This is a genomic window from Flavisolibacter ginsengiterrae DSM 18136 (assembly GCF_059568575.1).
The window spans coordinates 23,615-43,924 of the sequence record NZ_JCANTR010000008.1; the positions used below are offsets into that span (position 1 = coordinate 23,615).

The following is a 20,310-nucleotide window of genomic DNA, read 5'->3' on the forward strand; positions in this document are numbered from 1 at the left end:
AAAAACATGTTGGTTGCCTTAATGGATATTCATAAGTAATATCAATGTGATAAAACAAAAAGATTTAACATTGAACCTTCATAGCTACCGACAATGAGCAGATTTTATTCCTGGTTAAATGCTTCGAAGGAACTGGTATCCCGGTATGATGGAAAGGAACCATTTGCTTCTTTTATTAAGAAGCATTTTGCGCAGCATAAAAAGTATGGATCCAGGGACAGGAAGATCATTAGCCAGCTTTGTTATGGATTATTCAGGTTGGGAAATGCATTTACACGGCAGCCTGTTGAAGAAAGACTATTACTTGGTATTTTTTTGAGTTCCACCAATTACAGTGATATACTCCAGGAATTAAAACCGTTATGGAATGAAAATATCAGTTTAACAGTAGTACAAAAATTTTCTTTTCTGGAGTCGACTGAAGAATTGTCAAAACTATTTCCTCTTCATCAGGAATTAAGCGATAAGATAGATAGGGATTTCTACGAGATTTCCCTGTTACAACAGCCTTTGTTATTTATAAGGGTTAGACCTGGCAAGTTGAACATTGTTAGTCAAAAGCTACAAGCTGCACATATTGATTTTGAAAATTTAGGTGACAGTTGTTTTTCCATGACCAATAGTGCGAAGGTTGACAGTATTATAAAATTAAATGAAGAAGCGGTTATCCAGGACCTCAACTCACAAAAAGTGCTTGATGTTTTGTTACAGCATATTAAGGATAATCAACCTCTTAATGCATGGGATTGCTGCGCAGCCAGTGGTGGCAAATCAATATTAGTATCAGATAAGTTTCCAGGAATTCAGTTAACAGTTTCCGATATAAGGGAATCAATAATTAGGAATTTACGCCAACGCTTTCAGCAGGCTGGAATAAATAATTACAATGCTTTTATAGCTGATCTTTCCAATCCTTCCTTTTCTTACAAAAAGGAGTTTGATTTAGTGATTTGCGACGCCCCATGCAGTGGTTCAGGAACATGGGGGCGTACTCCAGAGCAATTATGCTTTTTCAAAAGCGAAAAAATCGAATATTACACCCAATTGCAACAAAACATCGCATTAAATGCGATCAGCTCTGTAAAAAAGGGCGGATTCTTTTTATACATAACATGTTCTGTATTTAAAAAGGAAAATGAAGATGTTGTAAATTTTATTTTAGCTCATTCTTCATTACAGCTTATTTCTTACCAGTATTTTATTGGTTATGATAAAAGAGCTGATACTTTATTTGCTGCATTGTTTACGCTATAATCTAACCAGTTGCCGGGTGACTATTCTTGTATTGGATTCATACAGGCTAACAAAATATTTTCCGGCAGCCAAATGAAAAACGGGGATTTCAATAATTGACAGACCTGCGGGTTTTGAAGTGTGCCTTTCAATTACCATCTGACCTAAAGAATTGAAAATTCTTATAGTAATATTTTGAGATGCGGTGGATGTTGTTAGCTTGATGGTAAGCGGTCCTTTGGTTGGATTAGGAGCAATTGTAAATGCATTCAAACCTGTAAAACAATTGCCAGGTACATCAATACTGGTTGTGTCAATATATCCGCCAACTAGTCCTGTTGAAGTACTATCTACAATTTGCCTGATCCGGTAAGTAACTGAACCTGCTGGAACATCTGAAAGGTCATCCTCAAATTCCCTGGTTTGCTTGCTGAATGAGGCACCAGTTGCTCTTAGTTCTCCTACTTTTATAAAATCGTTTTGGCCGGAAGTTTTTCTTTCAATATCATATTTCATGGAACCCATATCCTTACTGGTCCAGTTTATTCTTGCCTTGCATCCATTTAACTGTATTGAAGAAGTGGCTAGTTCATCCAAAAGAATTAAGGTTGCTTTTCTGACATCGGGAATACCATATCCAATTGTGTCATTAGGGTTAGAAGCCCTGCTTCCTGAGCGACGCAAGGCATCAATGATCTGGTAATTATTAAATTCAGGAAACCCCTGCCATATACAGGCTGTTAACCCGGCCATATTCGGGCAGGCAAAAGACGTTCCATTTCCAGTGCCTATTGTATTATTTGGTAATTGAATTACTGTTGCCACACCAACAGAGGCAACATCTGGTTTCACTTGTCCATCTGAGGATGGACCCCGGCTGGTAAAGCCTGCGGGCACACCTGATGCATTTACAGCACCCACTGCCATTACACTATCTCCATCGGCTGGAGTAATGATTTTTCCCCAACTGCCGGCTCCTTCATTTCCTGCTGAATTGACAACAAGTATTCCTTTTTTAGCCGCCATGTCCGCCCCGATGGCCGCCATGGTTATATTGCCATTCATGTCAGCATAAGTATGATCAAAAGCCGGATTGTCAAATTGGGAGTATCCAAGCGAAGAAGAGATCATATCGCCACCTGCACTGTCAACTCTTTCTGCAGCACATACCCAATTGTGTTCTTCAATAGGATTTTCTGATCCGGCATCTTCACTTCTGAACAGGTAAAATGAGGCCTTAGGGGCTGTACCTACAAATTGCCCCGGGATATTAGCAGCGATTGTAGACAGGCTTTCCATGCCATGCTGGTTATCTTCATTTACGCTTTCTTCCCTGGCTACAAAGTCCCAGGTGCCTAATATTTGCCCATTTGCACGCGCACTGTCAAATGCTTTAACGGTCAGGTAATTCATATAGCCTGCATCAAGCATTCCTATGACCATATTTTCACCATGCAAACCTATGTTATGGAGAAACTCACCATTATGAATATGTACCTGAGCCAGGGATGCGCCATAATCAAAATGGTCGGCTGAAATGCCATTTTCCCTATTTGATATGGAAGTTTCATTTGCCCGGGTGCTATCAGATTTGATCCGTTTCTGGGAAAGTCGTGCACCAACTGCTTTCGAACTTTTAACAAAGGGAAAGCTATTGATCTTTGCTAAAGCCGTAGCATCAGTTGTCTGTATGCTAACAGAATTTAGCCATTTCGAAGCATTTAGAATGGTTACAGCTCCTGCCAGGCGTACACTATCTATATATTTCTTTGTAACAGGCAAGTCTGAACTATCAATTTCAATAGCATATTTTGATCTTCTTGCTAATGCCCGTTCGGATAAAAAAGCTGAAGGATTGCTTAGGGAGAAAGAATTGTTGTCTTTATCTGTAAACTGAATTACATACCGGGTAGATTGTGCCTTTATAAATTGAGTTATTGAAATGGCTATCAATAAACACAGGGCAAATTTTTTCATATCAATTGTGATTGATCATTCTTCTCTTTACACCAAAGCCTGTTTTAGTGCCGTCGTCATTGCCATTGGAGATCTTGTATTGATATTCCCATAATACGTATTCCTGGTAAACAAGACCAATGCCTTTTGCATATTTATCAACCATTAAAGACCTTGACCCAAAAGGCAATTCAGGATTTAATACATCAATTCTGTTGCCATTATTATCTTTTGTACCGAAAGTCCAGTTGCCATTTACAAATTCATAAGTTCTGCCCTGGCCAGCCGGAACAGCTATACCGTTCAATGAAAGTGGCTGGTTCGTCCTGTTGTAGAGTGCCAAAATGGAAGCATTAGGAACAGGCGTTCCAGCAGTAATGCGAATAGTATCGGAAGCAGTACCCCGTAAATAAACAGTTGTTTTACTGGAAACATTAGCAGCGTTGCCCGAAACCGTAATAGTATCTGCAAGGTTTGCATAATCTATCCCGGTCACAGTAACGATATCATTCAGTTTGGTAGAGTTATAGGAAAATTCATCATTCAGTTTAGAATAGGTATAAGCCCAGATATCCATCCTGTTGTCATTGCTGAAATTATACATTGTGCTATAGGGCTCATCTGGCAAATACAGGTTGCCATTCCAGGTAGTTCCCTGCCGTAATGGAACTGCCAGTTTTACGAAACGAAGGTTATTTTCGATAACCTCTACTGTGGATGAAGTAGGGGTAATAAAATAGGTGCCGCTGCTAAACCATGGTCTTAAAGCATTCATGTCTTGCATAAACCGTGTGACACGATAACTGGTGCGGCCCATAGCATCCAAAAACTGGTTGTCAATAGTATCCTTTTCTATATATGAATGGATTTCCTCATTGCGGTTAAAATTGGTAAATACCAGAGAGTCTGTTTGGTACGTAATGGTTTTGCCCACTTGCAAAGGGAGTATCTCAGCCAGGCGGGCTGCTTCATAATCATGGCCATCAGGGACTTCAGTTTCTTTTTTGCAGCTAACTATTGCAAGTATGATAAAGGCAGCACTTAAGCAGTGTGTAAGAATTGCTCTCATAAGTATTATGGATTCATAAGCTTACCGGCTACTGGCCAGTATATTGATACGGGCTAAAGCTAATTAAAAACAATGGAGTTGGCAAGCTCAATCCCCCGAAACCTAAGGGGTAAACATGCCAGGAGCTAACTAACTCTTGTTACTTAATTATAGATTCACGCTGAATAATTCCTCCTCCAATAACATCATTGCCTTCATAAAAAACAGCACTTTGGCCGGGAGCTATACCTTTTGCTTTCTCAAAAAAGCGAACAGATACACCCTGTTCTGACGGAATGATAGTAGAAAAGCTTCCTTTATCTTTATAACGAATTTTTGTTATAACTTCTTTTTCAGCATCCAGTCCAGGATATTTTATCCAGTTGATACCAGTTACTCTCATGTGTTCTTTTTCCAGTTCTTCTTCATCACCCAAAATAACTGTATTTGTATCCGGGTCAATAGCTGTCACATAAACGGGCTTGCCAAAGGCTATATCCAGTCCTTTGCGTTGACCAATGGTATAAAATGGGTAACCTTTATGCTGACCCAGGATATTTCCTTCTTTATCCACGAAGTGCCCTCCATTAACCCGTTCTTCTAAGCCGTCAACTTTACGTTTTAAAAACCCCCGGTAATCATTATCTGGTACAAAACAGATCTCGTAGCTCTCGCTTTTTTTGGCCAATTCGGGATAACCGTAATCATGAGCCATTTGCCTGATCTGGGTTTTTCTATATCCGCCCAAGGGCAACAGGGTCCTGCTTAAAAGGTCTTGCTGCAAGCCCCAAAGCACATAGCTCTGGTCTTTGGTTTCATCAACTCCTTTGGTCACTACATATCTTCCATTTTCATGCTTGTATACTGAAGCATAGTGACCGGTAGCAATAAAATCACATCCCAGGGCATCAGCACGTTTCAAAAGCGCTCTCCATTTAATATGGGTATTACAAAGCACACAAGGATTTGGAGTACGTCCTGCAAGGTATTCGTCTACAAAATTTTCCACTACGAAGCTTCCAAATTCAGCCCTGATATCCAGGATATAATGGGGGAAACCATGCTGTACTGCGGCCATTCTCGCATCATTAAAACTATCAAGGTTACAGCAGCCTGTTTCTTTTTTTGAACCACCGCTTGCCGCATAATCCCAGGTTTTCATGGTAATGCCTACAACCTCATATCCTTCATTATGAAGCATTAATGCCGTGACAGTACTGTCAATACCGCCGCTCATTGCTACCAATACTTTTCCTTTCCTGCTCATATTTATTTGAAAGATATCCCAATAGGGATAACCGGGCGGCAAAGATAAGAAGAGTGAAGGTGTTAATGGTTTACAGCCATGTTAAGGTATGGAACTGCCAAAAACCAGTTGTTTGCCTATTTATAGAGAGCTGCAAAATATGGGCACATATTATAAATAAGTCTCAGGTTAGGGCATAATTACAGCAATGCAGTCTCTATTTTTTTTATACAAACAATGTTCAATCAGTTTCTAATTCTTTAACTGTTTATATACTCATCAATAAAAGATGAGTTTATAAACTATTAAGTACTCCAATACATGAACATTTTATTGAAGTAATTATTGAACTAAGCTTTCAATGACGGCTGTCACAAAAGCTTGTAATGGGGGTCATATGAATGAATAGTGTTGGGTTATTAGATTTGGATAAATGGGTTTTTATGGAAAAGATCTTACTTGTCATTAATGCCCACAAGCCAAATGTAAAAGCCATCAGTTTTGCCTGCGGTATAGCCAGGGATGCAGGCTCAAAACTAACAGGAGTATTTGTTGAAAATGTATACTTCGAATATATCCCATCGTCGTTGCAGGCAATTTATGATGAACACACTGTAAACGGTTTTGGAAATGCCTTAAAAGAGCCAGACCTGGTTCTGGATACCGATTTAAGCATACGCATATTTAAAGAACAGTGCGAAAAAGGAAATGTGATTTATGAAATTTACGAGGATAAAGGAGAGCCTATACAGGAAATAATTTTTGAAAGTCGTTTTTCTGATTTGCTAATAATCGATCCTGCAATAAATTTTCAGGATAGAGAAGAAGATGTGCCATCGCATTTTACCAAAGAAATCCTTCTTCATGCAGAATGCCCTGTATTACTTACCCCTGATGAATTTGATGAAGTTGAAGAAATAGTATGTTGTTATGATGGAACAGCATCTTCTGTGTATGCTATCAAACAATTTATCTACCTGTTTCCTTTTTATAGCCATAGGAAAATTACCATTTTGGAAGTGGACCATAAAAATGCAGAGGAATTCAATGAGTCACGCAGGAAGTTAATGTACCTCCTTCGTTGTCATTTTTGTTCAGTGCATACAAAAGATCTGAAAGGAAATGCAGAGGAAGAGCTATTTAAATATTTTTTCAAGCAAACTGGTAAAATCATTGTCATGGGCGCCTATGGGCGGGGTTCGCTGTCAAATTTATTTAGAAAAAGTACTGCTGAAATGCTAATACGCATGGTAGATCTTCCACTTTTCATTACACACCTTTAAACTTATTTTATGAAAAAGATAATTGCCGCTTTTGATGGATTGAGTTTTTCGGAAAGTACAAAAGACTATTCCATTTTTATGGCGAAGCATATGGAAGCACACCTGGTGGGTGTTTTTTTGGATGATGTTACCCGTCATAGTTACAGTGTTGCTGAACTTACAAAATATGCTGGCTCATTTGATGACCACCTGGAAGAATTAAATCAAAAAGACAGAGATGCCAGGGACCAGGCCGTTGACAATTTTTCCAGGGATTGTCAGGAGGCGGGAGTGAACTTTTCCATACACAGGGATAAGAATGTGGCTTTGCAAGACCTTCTTCATGAATCAATTTACGCAGACCTGCTGGTTGTGGACAGTAAGGAAACATTGACAAGATTCGAAGAAATTCCCCCTACACGTTTTATGCGGGATCTCCTGACAGATGTACAGTGTCCCGTGCTTGTAGTACCATCCAGTTATAAGCCTGTGGAAAATATTGTATTCCTGTATGATGGGGAGCCATCATCCGTTCATGCAGTGAAGATGTTCAGTTACCTGATGCCGGGATTTAAAAATTTCGATATCGAGTTTCTGTGCGCCAAAGGCGAGGATGAATCACTTCACCTGCCAGAGAATAAACTGATGAAGGAATTTATGAAGCGCCACTACCCCAAAGCAGCGTATGTAGTAATTAAGGGATTTATTGAGGATAAGATTGTCAGCTACCTGGCACATCAAAAGAGAGAATCACTTATAGTATTGGGTGCCTATCGTAGAAGCCGGATGTCAAGGTTGTTCAGGCAAAGTATGGCAGATGTATTAATGAATCATTTAAAGCTCCCCCTTTTTATTGCTCACAATAAATAATAGCATGTGTTATTGGAAATTGATGATAATAAAACAATAGGTGATCTGCAGGAGAATTTTAATGAAAGTTTTCCCTATTTAAAACTTGAGTTCTATGATCGCAAGTACCGGGCTGTAAAGAATATTCATTTGCTATTTCCATTACCAGCCAGTGCACAGCTAGAATCTATACGGAAGAAACATGAACCTGGCATTTTAACGATCAAATCATGGTTCAAAACAGGAGAAGTGGAAGATGAGCTTTGGGAGATGTATGGCTTGAATGCGCGAATATACCGTATGGAAGGGAGTAAATGGGTTCCATCGCATCCTGGTGAGGCCCTGGCAACTCGTATAAATTCTATATAAATGCAGGATCAAATCCAAATGGATTACGCAATTGTGGAAGGGTAATCCAATAGTTCTATGCCCGCCAGCCTGGCTGGCGGAATCTTTTTTAACTCAGATAAATTAATGTCATATGAAATCGTATGTAAAAAGTTTTTCCGGGATAGGTATCAGTGATGTTCCAATAGTGGGTGGAAAAAACGCATCTCTTGGTGAGATGTTTAACAAGCTTTCATTAGGTGGTATCAAAGTACCTGACGGTTTTGCTACTACGGCATTTGCTTTTGAAACATTCCTGGAACAAAATCATTTAACAGCACAGTTAGAGGAATTGATGAAACATCTTGACCGAATTTCCTTTTCCAATCTTAAAGAAACAGGTGCAAAGGCAAGGGAAATGATTCTTGGTGGAGAATTGTCCAGTGAAATAAGTGAAGAAATAATTAAGGCGTATGGAATACTGGGGGAAGGGACGGTAGTGGCAGTTCGTAGTAGTGCTACTGCAGAAGATCTTCCTGGGGCCAGTTTTGCCGGTCAGCATGAATCGTATTTAAATGTGCAGGGGAATGCACCATTGCTGGAAGCCATTAAGAAATGTTTTGCGTCACTCTACACTGACAGAGCTATAAAATACAGGGAAGATAGAGGGTTCGCTCATGAAAAAATCTCTTTATCTGTGGGTGTTCAAAGAATGGTCCGGGCCGACAAGGCCTGTTCAGGTGTGGCATTTACATTGGACCCTGAATCTGGTTTTCGGGATGTTATTCATATAAGCGGTGTTTGGGGCTTAGGAGAAAACCTGGTACAGGGAACCATAACACCTGACGAATTCTATATTTTCAAACCTACCTTGAGAGATGGGAAAAATGGCATCATACAGAAAAAGCTAGGTGCAAAAGAACTGACCATGGTATATGATGATAGATCCAGGTCAGCCACTGTCAATACGGAAACACCAGTTGACAAGCGAAATCAATTTGTGCTTACTGACTTTGAAATTTCAATGTTGGCCAAATGGGCCATGGTTATAGAAGACCATTATCAAAAGCCAATGGATATTGAATGGGCAAAGGATGGTTTGACAGGTGAATTGTTTATCATTCAGGCAAGGCCGGAAACAGTACATTCTTCAAGAAATCCCATGCTTTCAACTGAATACCAGTTATTGTATAAAAGTGACGTTTTGTGCAGCGGCAATGCAATAGGAAGTAAAATAGCTACAGGTATCGCCCGATTGGTTCAATCACCAAAAGAAGGAGATAAGATAAGTAAGGGAGATATAGTGGTCACAGATGTGACGAGCCCTGACTGGGACCCTCTTTTACAAAAATGTGCAGCGATTGTAACTAACAAAGGTGGAAGAACCAGTCATGCCTCTATTGTAGCCAGGGAGTTGGGTGTGCCTGCAATTGTTGGTTGTGGTAATGCTACCGGAACAATCAGGGATGGAGACGAAATTACAGTATCCTGCTGCGAAGGTAAAATAGGCTATATCTATAAGGGGAAGATAGGATATAGGGTAAAAGAAACGGATTTCTCCACCATTAAAAAACCTGAGATAAGCAAACCTATGTTGATAGTGGCTGATCCTGACCAGGCTTTTCAATTATCTTTTTACCCCAACGATGGAGTAGGATTAATGCGGCTTGAGTTTATCATCAATCATTCAATCAGGGTACATCCTATGGCATTGATTCATTTCAATAAATTGAAAGATGGTAAGGCAAAAATTCAAATTGAAGAGCTGACACATTTTTATCCTGATAAGAAAAAATACTTCGTTGATAAACTGGCACAAGGAATTGCAACTATAGCGGCAGCTTTCTATCCCAAAGATGTCATTGTACGATTAAGTGATTTTAAGACCAATGAGTATTCAAACCTCATTGGTGGCAAAGAATTTGAGCCTCATGAAGAAAACCCTATGCTGGGATTTCGCGGCGCTTCGAGATACTATCACCCATTGTATAAGGAGGGGTTTCAACTGGAGTGCCAGGCAATTAGGGAAGTAAGGAATGAAATGGGCCTGACCAATATCAAATTGATGATCCCATTTTGCAGAACTGTAAGAGAAGCTCACCAGGTGCTTGATGTATTAATGGAGTATGGGCTGGATAGAAACAGGGATCATACCCTGCAAGTATATATGATGGCAGAGATACCAAGTAATGTTTTGCTAGCTGAAAAGTTTGCTGAATTATTTGATGGGTTTTCAATTGGATCAAATGACCTTACACAATTAACTCTTGGGGTGGACAGAGATTCTGAACTGGTAAGTAATATTTTTGATGAACAGGATGAGGCTGTGAAAATGATGATAGGCATGATGATCGATAAGGCAAAAAAAATGGGTGTTACAGTAGGTTTATGTGGCCAGGCGCCAAGCGATATGCCACAATTTGCACAGTTTCTTGTAAGAAAAGGTATCCATAGTATCTCTTTTAATCCTGATGCCTTGCTGAAAGGAATTCAAAATATAAATGCAGCCGAGCAAAAGTTAACTGTTTCTTTATAACAAGATTCAATTGAGCTAAATGGGAAACCCTTTAAAAAAAATAAATAAAAATTATAAGGGTACAATTAAAGATTTTGATAAGGAGGAGGTGCATAAATTTAGGGTGGGGGTGAAGAAATTGCGGGCCTTGTTGCGATTATTATTTTACAATAAAACAGGAAATATAAACAAGGTACCCTCCCGTGTAAAGGGTCTTTATAATTGTTTGGGAAATATCCGAAATCTTCAACTTCAGGAGGAAAGGATTGTTCAGTTTACTTTCAGGAGCAATGTATGGCCTTATAATTATGTTGGTTTTATTGGGTCAGAACAACAGGTATGGAAAAGGGAAGCAGGGAGGTACAAACAAAAAAAACTTGTTAAACGAAATGAAGCAATACGCATCAGAAAAGGGATGAAAAAGCCGGATAAAAAACAACTTAAAGCATATGCTATCCACCAGTCAGCGTTATTGCAAAACTTACTGCTTGTAGAACATTTTAAAGACGATGACCTGCACGAGTTGCGAAAGATCTTAAAGGATATACTATATAACTGGAAACTTATTAAACATTATATAACTCCGCTGCTTCCTCTTTTCCTGGAGAAAAGGGAAGATGTTGAAGCTTTTACTGTTATTTTAGGAGAGTTCCAGGATGCATGTATATCCCTGGAATTCCTGGGAAAAGAATTTTATCCTTATCCTGAAAGTACTGAGGATCTCATTTTAAAGGACTTTCGGAAAGAGGTAGAGTCAAATAAACTTTATCTTAAAAAGAGAATCCTGAATATGATATCGCCTTCCATTATTCCAGTTCACAATACTACCATGGAAAGCTTCCTTTTCAGTTTTAGAAATGGTTTGCTATAAATTTACCAGGAATAGTTATGGGCTCTCTATTAAGCGCTCAATATAAAAGATGAACTGGCATAATACAGACATTGATACAGTTCTCAATCTTAATAACTCTTCTAAGGAAGGCTTGTCATCTTTATTAGCTGAGCAAAGACTGGAGGAATATGGTCTTAATACGCTGGAAGAAAAAAAGAAAACCCCTGCATGGGTATTCCTTTTAAACCAGTTCAAAGATTTTATGATCCTCATTCTTCTTATTGCTGCTATTATTTCAGGTATAATGGGGGATAAAGCCGATACTATAATCATTCTAGTCATAGTTTTATTAAATGCTCTTGTTGGTTTTTTGCAGGAATACAGGGCGGAAAAGGCAATGGAAGCTTTACGTAAAATGGCTGCGTCGAATGCTACAGTTTTACGTGATGGGATGCCAGATATTATCCCGTCTGAAAATTTAGTCCCAGGCGATATTGTATTAATGGAAGCAGGCAATACCATACCTGCCGATCTACGTTTAATGGATTCGCACTCACTGCGAATAATAGAGTCCTCTCTTACAGGAGAATCAGTTCCTGTGGATAAGATAACCAAGTCAATCGTTGAAAAGGACATCCCCTTAGGTGACCGGTGTAACATGGCCTATAAGGGAACGCAAGTGGCCAATGGAAGGGGAAAGGGAGTTGTGGTCGCAACAGGCATGGACACAGAGATTGGCCATATCGCCAGGATGTTAAAGGAAAAGGAGCCAGCTACTCCTTTACAGACACGGATGGCCGATTTTGGTAAAAAACTTTCCTACCTGATCATTTTGATCTGTTTCATACTATTTGCTGTTGGTTTACTGAGGGGAGAAGACCCTGTAAAAATGTTACTTGTATCGATTTCATTGGCAGTAGCCGCCATCCCTGAAGCATTGCCTGCACTTATAACTATCGCACTATCACGGGGTGCCAAACGTCTGGTAAGGAATAATGTGTTGATCAGGAAACTGGCAGCTGTCGAAACATTAGGCTCTGTTACTTATATCTGCACTGATAAAACTGGAACACTCACCCAGAACATGATGTCAGTAGTTGAAGTTAAACCCTATTCAAATCTTCATCTTGAAAAACATAATTGGACCTTGCTTGATGTTGCCATTTCTTTAAACCATGATGTGAAAAAGGTACAAGATGGTAATTTAAAAGGAGATCCAACTGAGTTGGCTTTAGTGCAATATGTCCATCAGAAGGATACTGATGATGACTATAGGAGCATTCAGTTGCAGTTTCCAAGGTTAGCTGAAATTCCTTTTGATTCAGAAAGGAAATGCATGACAACGATCCATGCTTATGGTAAGCAGTATCTCGTCATTTTTAAGGGCGCTGTTGAATCCATTACAGAAATGCTGGAGAGGAATCAAGATCATGCTTCTTATTTATCCGAAGGCAGTGAAATGGCTGCAAGGGGCATACGTGTGTTGGCTTATGCATTTCGTATTATGGATGCTATTCCAGATATTGAAGGAAACAATTCTATTGAGAAGGATCTTATAATGGCAGGCATGGTAGGGTTAATTGATCCGCCAAGAAAGGAAATCCCAGGGGCGATCAAAGAATGCCATAATGCAGGCATCAGGCCTGTTATTATTACAGGAGATCATAAGGAGACTGCTACAGCCATAGCACAAAAGATCGGGCTCTTAAGTGGCACAGAAACTATTATGACCGGGGAGGAATTGTCTGGAATGAGCGAAGAGGAATTTTTGCAAAAGGTTGAGAATGTAGGAGTGTACGCAAGAGTTTCACCACAGCAGAAATTAAACATTGTAAAAGCACTTCAACACCGTTCGCATTTTGTAGCGATGACGGGTGATGGTGTAAATGATGCTCCTTCACTGAAGAGAGCGAATATTGGGATAGCAATGGGCATTACAGGAACGGACGTAAGCAAAGAGGCCGCTCATATGATCTTACTGGATGATAATTTCGCCTCCATTGTAAAAGCAGTTAAAGAGGGTAGAAGGATTTATGACAATATACGCAAATTCGTGAAGTATATAATGACCTGTAATGGTGCCGAGATATGGACCATTTTTCTTGCACCATTAATGGGCTTGCCCATTCCGCTTTTGCCAATTCACATTTTATGGATCAACCTTGTAACAGATGGATTGCCCGGTCTGGCACTTTCTTCGGAAAAAGCAGAAAAAGATATTATGCACAGGCCTCCCAGGCCAGCTAATGAAAGTTTATTTGCTGAGGGGATTGCCAGGCATATTATCTGGGTGGGTTTATTAATGGCTTCCGTCACGCTGGGAATACAGGCATGGGCCTTGCATGAGGAAAACCTGCATTGGCAAACAATGGTCTTCACTGTATTGTCTCTTTCGCAATTAGCACATGTGTTTGCTATTAGGAGCGATAATGAATTTATTTATAAAAAAGGTTTATTCTCTAATAAAATACTCGCCTGGGTACTGGTAATGACCTTCATCTTGCAAATGGTTGTGATCTATTTACCAGGTGCAAATATTATCTTCAAAACACAGCCACTTACCTTAAAAGAATTATTCATTTGCTTAACAGCAGCAGCACTCATTTTCCATGCTGTGGAGGCTGAGAAATGGTTTAAACAAAATAGTAGAAAAGGCAAATCATTGCAATGAATTCCTGTTAACAGGAATCACTGACCACTCTCATAAAAATCGCTGACCACCGTCTTTGAATTGGGCGATGAATGCATCTAGATTTGACAGGTAAATAATCATTCAGTAACCTTAAAATTAATAGTATGTCAAGCAGAGCCTTAACCAGATTGAGCATGACACCTTCTATTTTTGATGACTTTTTTAGACCCTGGAACGAGTGGTTTGATAATAACGAATTTGCCAATAAAATGATGACCATTCCTGCCGTTAACATTACTGAGAAAAAAGACCATTATGAGCTTTCATTAGCAGCACCCGGTTTAAAGAAAGAAGATTTTAAGATCAATGTAGAGGGCAATATGCTGACCATTAGCTCAGAAAAAGAAGAAAGAAAAGAAGAAAAAGATGAAATGGTTACCCGTAAGGAGTATAACTATACATCTTTTAATCGCAGCTTCACTCTTCCTGAGGATGTAAAACAGGAAGCCATCGATGCCAAATACGAAAACGGTGTCCTTGTCCTGGCTCTTCCAAGAAAGGAAGAATCTAAAAAACTGACAGCAACCAAGAAAATTGCTGTTCATTAAAAAGCCATCTACCGTATGGCTTAGGTCTCTACAGAACTGCCCTGTCGCCCCTATGCGGCGGGGCTTTTTTTCCACTTAAAGCCTATTTTATGAAAGGCTCCATCAAATTATTCGAAATTAAAGGAGTGACTATTCTTGTTCACTTTACCTTTTTGTTTTTAATAGGGTGGGCTGTTATCGTGAATATATATTCTGGCATTCACCCCGATCTAATACTTTGGACGCTGCTTTTTTTAGCTGCCATCTTAACAAGCCTGTTACTACATGAAGTTGGTCACGCACTGGTTGCGGCACAATATGGAATTGACGCCAAATGGATCAAGTTGTATCCTGTAGGAGGTATAGCAAGTATAGATAAGTTACCTGGAAACCCAGGCCAGGAATTGTCTATAAGTTTGGCGGGTCCTTTTACGAGTGCCTTATTGGGCTCAATACTTATTTTGTTTTCCGGTTTGACATTTTCTATAAATGAACTAAGATCCTACAGTGGAATTATTGATTCATCCAACTTTATCTATAGCCTTGGAGTGGTAAACCTGGCTATAGCAATTATTAACCTTATCCCCGCCTTTCCATTGGATGGTGGTAGGATTTTAAGGGCCTTGTTTGGATTAAGATTCAATTATATCAGGGCTACTGCCATTGTTGGCCATACGGGTAGAATTATTGCTTTTCTGCTTATACTATCCGGTTTGTTGAGTTACAATTTTCTTGTATCACTACTGGGACTTTTTATTCTTGCCTTTGCATCAGATGAGGCATCATATTTCAATATCAGTCAACTTGTACAAGGAATTGTTGCCAGGGATGTTATTATGTACGATTATAATCATATGGACGCAACCATGACTGTCAACGAAGCAGCTAATCTGTTGGCGCAGAATCATAGCCGCTATTTTATTGTTATGGATGGCAGTTTGCCAGTTGGTATTGTCAATAGATTGGAAATCGTCAAGGCTGTTGCAGAAATGAAATACACAAATGTAGTAAGCGACGTGATGAAAGAAAACACCCTTGCTTTTGACGCTGCTAAACCCATATCAGAGGTATTAGATGAACTTTCAGGTCATGAAGGAAAGGTGTACCCCGTAATGGAAGGAGATCAATTTATTGGGGTAATAAGCTTTCAGAATATTATTGAGCATCTCATTTTACTAAAATCAAAGACCAGGGAATATCAAAAAGCTAAATCCCTTGCTGAAATAGTTTGAATTCAAATTTTATTCGTATGCCTGCAACTTTTATAAGACAATTTATTTATGAAAGTGAATCGTGGAAAAGATTATTATTCTTTTACAAAGAAGAAAATATTTATTGCCGCAACCGGTTGTCAGAAATATTAAGTGATTCGGTTAGTGAAGAATTATTAGAGCGTTCAGAATATTTCCAGGGATGTTTCCTGATGAGTGATGAAACGATCGAGTGGTTAATGGATGAGATCCAGCAACATAAAAAAATCCTTATCCAAAATAACAGTGATATTCAAATGCTGGAATGCGCGATCAGGAACCAGCAACGATTAAAAAATGATATAGTAAAAGCAGAGGAAGTGTTGCTGAAATTGAAAAGGGAATTTAATGACTTCCTGGCGGAAAGCGTAGTTGGATATTATAATTAGTTGATCATCTTCCGCAGCTTATTTTCATTGAGTATTATAATATGACCCTCCAGTATCTCCAATAACTTTTCATTTTTAAAATCACTTAATGTACGAATCAGGGATTCCGTGGCAGTTCCTGCAATAGTTGCAAGGTTTTCACGGCTAATATCTATCATATAATGATCATTTACTTTTCGCCCATATTTTTCCATTAGCGTGATCAATGCATCTGCCACTTTTTTTCTCAAGGAGTTATATGCCAGGTTGAGCAGTTGTTTTTCCTTTTCTGTAATATTTTTCGCAAGGAGTTGGATAAATTTATGCGTTACCTCGGGATTGGTATTCATTAGTTCTTCAAATTCCTCTTTGGGAATTTCGGCTATTTCACATTCTTCAATGGCAACAGCTGAGGCCTTGTAGGAAGTTCCTTCCAGTAAAGCAGTGTATCCAAAAAAGTCCCCTTCATTAAATAAATTAACAACAAGCTCTTTGCCTTCATCATTTGATTTAATGATCTTAACCTTACCTTTTTGAATATAATAAAGCCGGGTAGGCCTGTTTCCTTCAGAAAAAATTATCTGTTTCTTTTTGTATTTATTCGTGTTGCGACCATCAATAAATTGCTGCAAAGCTTCTTTGCCGGATGTAAGACCTAACAGGTGGTTATACCCATGTATATCTGATGATATGGTTGATTTTAATACTTCTACCTTTTTAAGTCTGCTTTCAATGGCATTCAGCAGATCAGTAGCTGTAAAAGGTTTTGGAATATAATCATCAGCACCGAGTCCCATCCCTTTCCGGACTTCAGCAGGCTCTGTTTTGGCTGATAAAAATATAAAAGGTGTGCTTTTTAATTCCGGATTGTGCTGGATTACATGTAATACACCATATCCATCCAGTTCAGGCATCATGATATCACAGACAATCAGGTCTGGTTTATTAGCTATGGCAGATTCAACACCTTTCAATCCATTCTCTGCTGTATATACCCTGTAATTTGCCATTTCCAGAATCTCAGCCGTATTATCACGGATGTCAATATTATCCTCAACAACCAGGATCTTTTTCATAATAATCAGGTGTTAGTAACGGTAAAGGAAAAGGACTTTAAATTAAATTATTGACTAATCCCGTTTTATAAGGTTGGTATTCCCGTTCACTGCAAGGTGAGCTATTTTGGCAATCCCTGAGCTGATAAACATCAATTATAAATTTGACTTTACTCACTCAAAATTAAGCTATTTGTAAAGGTCAAATAAAGACTGCCAGATCCTTTTATAGCAAGGATCATCTTGTGAAATAAGGATTATTTAGAAGATGATTTTGAAAAATGAAGACATGGACTATTTATTCCTGGAAATCTTTACTGGGCATTTTTTCTTTTATACAATCCGGTCAGTTCACCAAATGCAATTATTTGGTCCGACATTGCTTTCTCAAGTTGTTTTTTAGTACTACCGGGAGGGAGGTTCAGTATGCCATTTAGAGCATATACTTTAATATAGTACCTGTGTATGGCGTTTGGAGGACAGGGACCTTCATAGCGGGTCCTTCCAAAGTCATTGATTCCATTGATGCCATGATTAAAGCCTTCGTGAATATGATGTGTTACCGGAATATTCCAAATTACCCAATGAACAAATGGATGGTACCTGGCATCAGGGTCGTCCATGATTATGGCAAGGCTTTTAGCTTCCTGTGGAATTGACTCTATATTAAGTGGTGGGTTTGTATTTCTCCCATCACAGGTATATTCTATCGGTATCATCCTGTCTGCGTCAAAGGATGGGCTACTAACTTTTAATACTTTATAGTCAACTGCTTTTGAGGGCTCAAATTGCCTGGATAAGTTTGACATAGCTGTATTATTTTAAATGATTGATGCACTATGGGTATACTGAAATCACTTTGTAATTATTCCAAAGCAAGCCATTTAAAAAGGGCCATACAATGAGCGCCATCAAATAAAATAGTGATGCCAGTCATTGGATGCAAGCATTAACATTATTAAGTTTAAACAAAGGTCCTTTATGAAAAAGATTGCAACTATATGTACATTACATGATTTGTTAATATATGATACACGAAAGATCCTTCATTGCGAGGATCTGCTTATAGTAACACTCCCCGATTGGATAGAGAAAATAAAATCTCCACGCCTGAAAGTAGTTCTTGACCACTATCTTGTTTATTTAAAATACCATGTGGAAGGGATTAGGAAATTCTTTGAACGAAAGAAATTAATGGATTTCCAGGTTCAGAATAATATGGCAAAGGCTTTTATTGATGATGTTAATGAAAAATTGAATGATTGCAGGGATGCTGAAATTACTGATGCTCTTTTGCTGTCAAGTATACAGGAGATCAATCATTATAAGATTTGTGTTTATGGTACTATTGCCGCATTTGCTGCAACACTTGATCTTGATATTTCTGCGAGTGAATTTTATACCAATGAAAAAGATGAAAAGGATATAGATTCCCGGTTGAGTTTTTTGGCAGAACAGGAAATAAATCCACATGCAAAATCGCCCATTATTGACTGAGCTTTTATTATTACTGATAGCCATCATAGAACATGTCAATTGCCGTCATTGAAAACTAGGCAAGCCTCAATGATCTTTACAGAGGTTTTTCAATTAATATCTGGATCTTACAAGGGGCGGAATTTCTATTCTGCCTCTTTTGTTTCATAACCTTTGTCAGTGTATTTACCCACGGTGGTCATAAAAATTATTACCTGCATGTAATAGTTTAGATCCTGCATTTCAAATTAAATTGTTATCAATGAAAAAGATTATCATAGCTTTCAACGGACCACATTTTTCTCCTTCGGGATTTGAATTTGCAAGGAGAATTAATGAATTGCAACCTGTGCTTCTCACAGGTGTATTTATGACAGAGGCAAGCTATACAAATTTGTGGAGTTATACCGCTGGTATGGCAGGTCCTGCATACATACCTTTAGCTGAAGAAGGTCCCGATGTCGTGGAAAATTCCGTTTCCCGTTTTGAAGACTTGTGTATAAGGAATGGAATAACATTTCGGATACATAATGACCAGGGGAAATTTGCAATCCCCGAACTCAAAAAAGAAACCCGGTTTGCCGATCTGCTGATCATTGGTAGCGACGCTTTTTATCAAAACCAGGTTGGAATAAATCCCCTCGATTACCTAAAGGAAGCTTTACATGAGGCAGAATGCCCGGTTATGGTAGTTCCTGATAAATTTGAATTTCCGGAATGCAATATCCTGGCATATGATGGAAGCAGGGATTGTGTTTTTGCTATTAAGCAGTTTGCTTATCTATTCCCTGAACTTTGCGGTAATAAAACAGTATTGGTTTTTTCCAAAAATGATACGCAGGATCGTTTGCCGGATGAAACATATATTGAGGAACTGGCTACTCAACATTTTACTAACCTTGAACTATTAAAACTGGATATAAATCCTAAAAAGGATTTTTCAAAATGGTTGATGGCAAATAAAAGTGCTGTATTAATTAGCGGATCATTTGGTCGTTCGGCTATTTCGCAGTTTTTAAGAAGGAGTTTTGCCGAAGGGATCATTGCAGAAAGAAATATGCCTGTATTTATTGCGCACTTATAATAAATCCTGAAATGATTCCCACAGGATAAGTTTGAACTGATCAAATAAATAGAATCTTATTTAACCTGAAAATTGAGGTGAAGCTTTGCTTTCTTCAAACCTTCCTGTTTTTTTATCCAGTGTAATTTTAAATACAACACCGGGTATGCCTGCAAGATCATTTGAAGAGAAAGGCCAGTTGCTTCCAAGATGAGTAGTGGAGCTTGATTGCAAGGGTAATTGCCTGTTGACCAATATCTGCAGCGCGCTTTTTCTTTCATCTATATCAGTTAATTCCGAAAATTCTCCCCATGCTATAACACTTCTCCAATTGGCCATGTCCCGGCGATTATCTACCTGGATGCATACCTTAGGATTTTTCCTCATCATCTTGATTTTCATCCCCTCTTCTGAATGAACATATAGTGTATTGTTGTCATAAGCATAACTAATAGGAATAATATAGGTTTGATCATCAGCATGGCAGGCTAAATGGCCGACTATCTGCGTCTGTAGCACTTCTTCAATTTGTTCTTCCGTTAATTTTCCAAACATGTGAGTTATTATTAGAGTTTTATAGTTATACTAATTGAGTAATTTCGAATGTTACT

At 38.7% G+C, this 20,310-nt stretch carries 18 protein-coding genes; 12 read left to right on the top strand and 6 right to left on the bottom strand.

The features are described 5' to 3' along the window. Window positions 1–93 precede the first annotated feature (93 nt). On the top strand, window positions 94–1,254 hold the full coding sequence (locus BP74_RS09895) for an RsmB/NOP family class I SAM-dependent RNA methyltransferase (RefSeq protein ID WP_496373599.1): 1,161 nt from the start codon (window positions 94–96) through the stop codon (window positions 1,252–1,254). Here BP74_RS09895 and BP74_RS09900 read toward each other — a convergent pair. The 3 genes from BP74_RS09900 to mnmA form a co-directional block, all read right to left on the bottom strand. Continuing rightward, complete coding sequence (locus BP74_RS09900; protein ID WP_496373600.1) at window positions 1,249–3,210, bottom strand: S8 family serine peptidase; 1,962 nt, start codon at window positions 3,208–3,210, stop codon at window positions 1,249–1,251. The genes BP74_RS09895 and BP74_RS09900 overlap by 6 nt on opposite strands. Before the next feature lies 1 nt (window position 3,211). Next, entirely contained in the window at window positions 3,212–4,258 is a 1,047-nt protein-coding gene (locus BP74_RS09905; protein ID WP_496373602.1) for a hypothetical protein, read from the bottom strand. A gap of 139 nt (window positions 4,259–4,397) precedes the next feature. Next, entirely contained in the window at window positions 4,398–5,504 is a 1,107-nt protein-coding gene (mnmA, locus tag BP74_RS09910; RefSeq protein WP_496373604.1) for a tRNA 2-thiouridine(34) synthase MnmA, read from the bottom strand. Window positions 5,505–5,926: 422 nt separating this feature from the next. Between mnmA and BP74_RS09915 the strand changes: the two genes are divergently transcribed. From BP74_RS09915 to BP74_RS09955, 9 genes are all read left to right on the top strand, one after another. Next, a complete protein-coding gene (locus BP74_RS09915) occupies window positions 5,927–6,766 on the top strand; it encodes a universal stress protein (RefSeq protein WP_496373606.1) in 840 nt (279 codons plus the stop codon). A 9-nt stretch (window positions 6,767–6,775) separates the two neighbouring features. After that, the gene (locus BP74_RS09920; protein WP_496373608.1) at window positions 6,776–7,615 is read left to right on the top strand and encodes a universal stress protein; all 840 of its coding nucleotides are present in this window, start codon (window positions 6,776–6,778) and stop codon (window positions 7,613–7,615) included. Between the two features lie 6 nt (window positions 7,616–7,621). Further along, window positions 7,622–7,963, top strand: coding sequence for a hypothetical protein (locus BP74_RS09925; RefSeq protein WP_496373610.1), 342 nt, complete (start codon window positions 7,622–7,624; stop codon window positions 7,961–7,963). 112 nt (window positions 7,964–8,075) lie between these two features. Beyond that, on the top strand, window positions 8,076–10,457 hold the full coding sequence (ppsA, locus tag BP74_RS09930; RefSeq protein WP_496373612.1) for a phosphoenolpyruvate synthase: 2,382 nt from the start codon (window positions 8,076–8,078) through the stop codon (window positions 10,455–10,457). Window positions 10,458–10,476: 19 nt separating this feature from the next. Next, window positions 10,477–11,307: a CHAD domain-containing protein gene (locus tag BP74_RS09935; protein WP_496373614.1), complete on the top strand. Its 831-nt coding sequence runs from the start codon at window positions 10,477–10,479 to the stop codon at window positions 11,305–11,307. Window positions 11,308–11,356: 49 nt separating this feature from the next. Continuing rightward, window positions 11,357–13,939, top strand: a complete 2,583-nt coding sequence (locus BP74_RS09940; protein WP_496373616.1) for a cation-translocating P-type ATPase — start codon at window positions 11,357–11,359, stop codon at window positions 13,937–13,939. Window positions 13,940–14,064: 125 nt separating this feature from the next. After that, a complete protein-coding gene (locus BP74_RS09945) occupies window positions 14,065–14,508 on the top strand; it encodes an Hsp20/alpha crystallin family protein (protein WP_496373618.1) in 444 nt (147 codons plus the stop codon). Window positions 14,509–14,597: 89 nt separating this feature from the next. After that, window positions 14,598–15,719 (top strand): M50 family metallopeptidase, encoded by a 1,122-nt coding sequence (locus tag BP74_RS09950; RefSeq protein WP_496373620.1) that lies wholly within the window; start codon window positions 14,598–14,600, stop codon window positions 15,717–15,719. 17 nt (window positions 15,720–15,736) lie between these two features. Next, window positions 15,737–16,126 carry a hypothetical protein gene (locus BP74_RS09955; protein ID WP_496373622.1) on the top strand — a complete coding sequence of 130 codons (390 nt, stop codon included), beginning with the start codon at window positions 15,737–15,739 and terminating at the stop codon, window positions 16,124–16,126. Here BP74_RS09955 and BP74_RS09960 read toward each other — a convergent pair. Together BP74_RS09960 and BP74_RS09965 are read right to left on the bottom strand one after the other, a co-directional pair. Beyond that, the gene (locus BP74_RS09960) at window positions 16,123–17,181 is read right to left on the bottom strand and encodes a response regulator (RefSeq protein WP_496373624.1); all 1,059 of its coding nucleotides are present in this window, start codon (window positions 17,179–17,181) and stop codon (window positions 16,123–16,125) included. The genes BP74_RS09955 and BP74_RS09960 overlap by 4 nt on opposite strands. A 293-nt stretch (window positions 17,182–17,474) precedes the next feature. Continuing rightward, window positions 17,475–17,969, bottom strand: a complete 495-nt coding sequence (locus BP74_RS09965; RefSeq protein WP_496373626.1) for a YbhB/YbcL family Raf kinase inhibitor-like protein — start codon at window positions 17,967–17,969, stop codon at window positions 17,475–17,477. A 172-nt stretch (window positions 17,970–18,141) separates the two neighbouring features. Here BP74_RS09965 and BP74_RS09970 point away from each other — a divergent pair, with 172 nt between their 5' ends. Further along, entirely contained in the window at window positions 18,142–18,657 is a 516-nt protein-coding gene (locus BP74_RS09970) for a YciE/YciF ferroxidase family protein (protein ID WP_496373628.1), read from the top strand. Window positions 18,658–18,898: 241 nt separating this feature from the next. Next, a complete protein-coding gene (locus BP74_RS09975) occupies window positions 18,899–19,720 on the top strand; it encodes a hypothetical protein (protein ID WP_496373630.1) in 822 nt (273 codons plus the stop codon). A 60-nt stretch (window positions 19,721–19,780) separates the two neighbouring features. Here the strand turns inward: BP74_RS09975 and BP74_RS09980 are convergent, their stop codons facing one another. Beyond that, window positions 19,781–20,254, bottom strand: a complete 474-nt coding sequence (locus BP74_RS09980) for a pyridoxamine 5'-phosphate oxidase family protein (RefSeq protein ID WP_496373632.1) — start codon at window positions 20,252–20,254, stop codon at window positions 19,781–19,783. Between the last annotated feature and the right edge of the window lie 56 nt (window positions 20,255–20,310).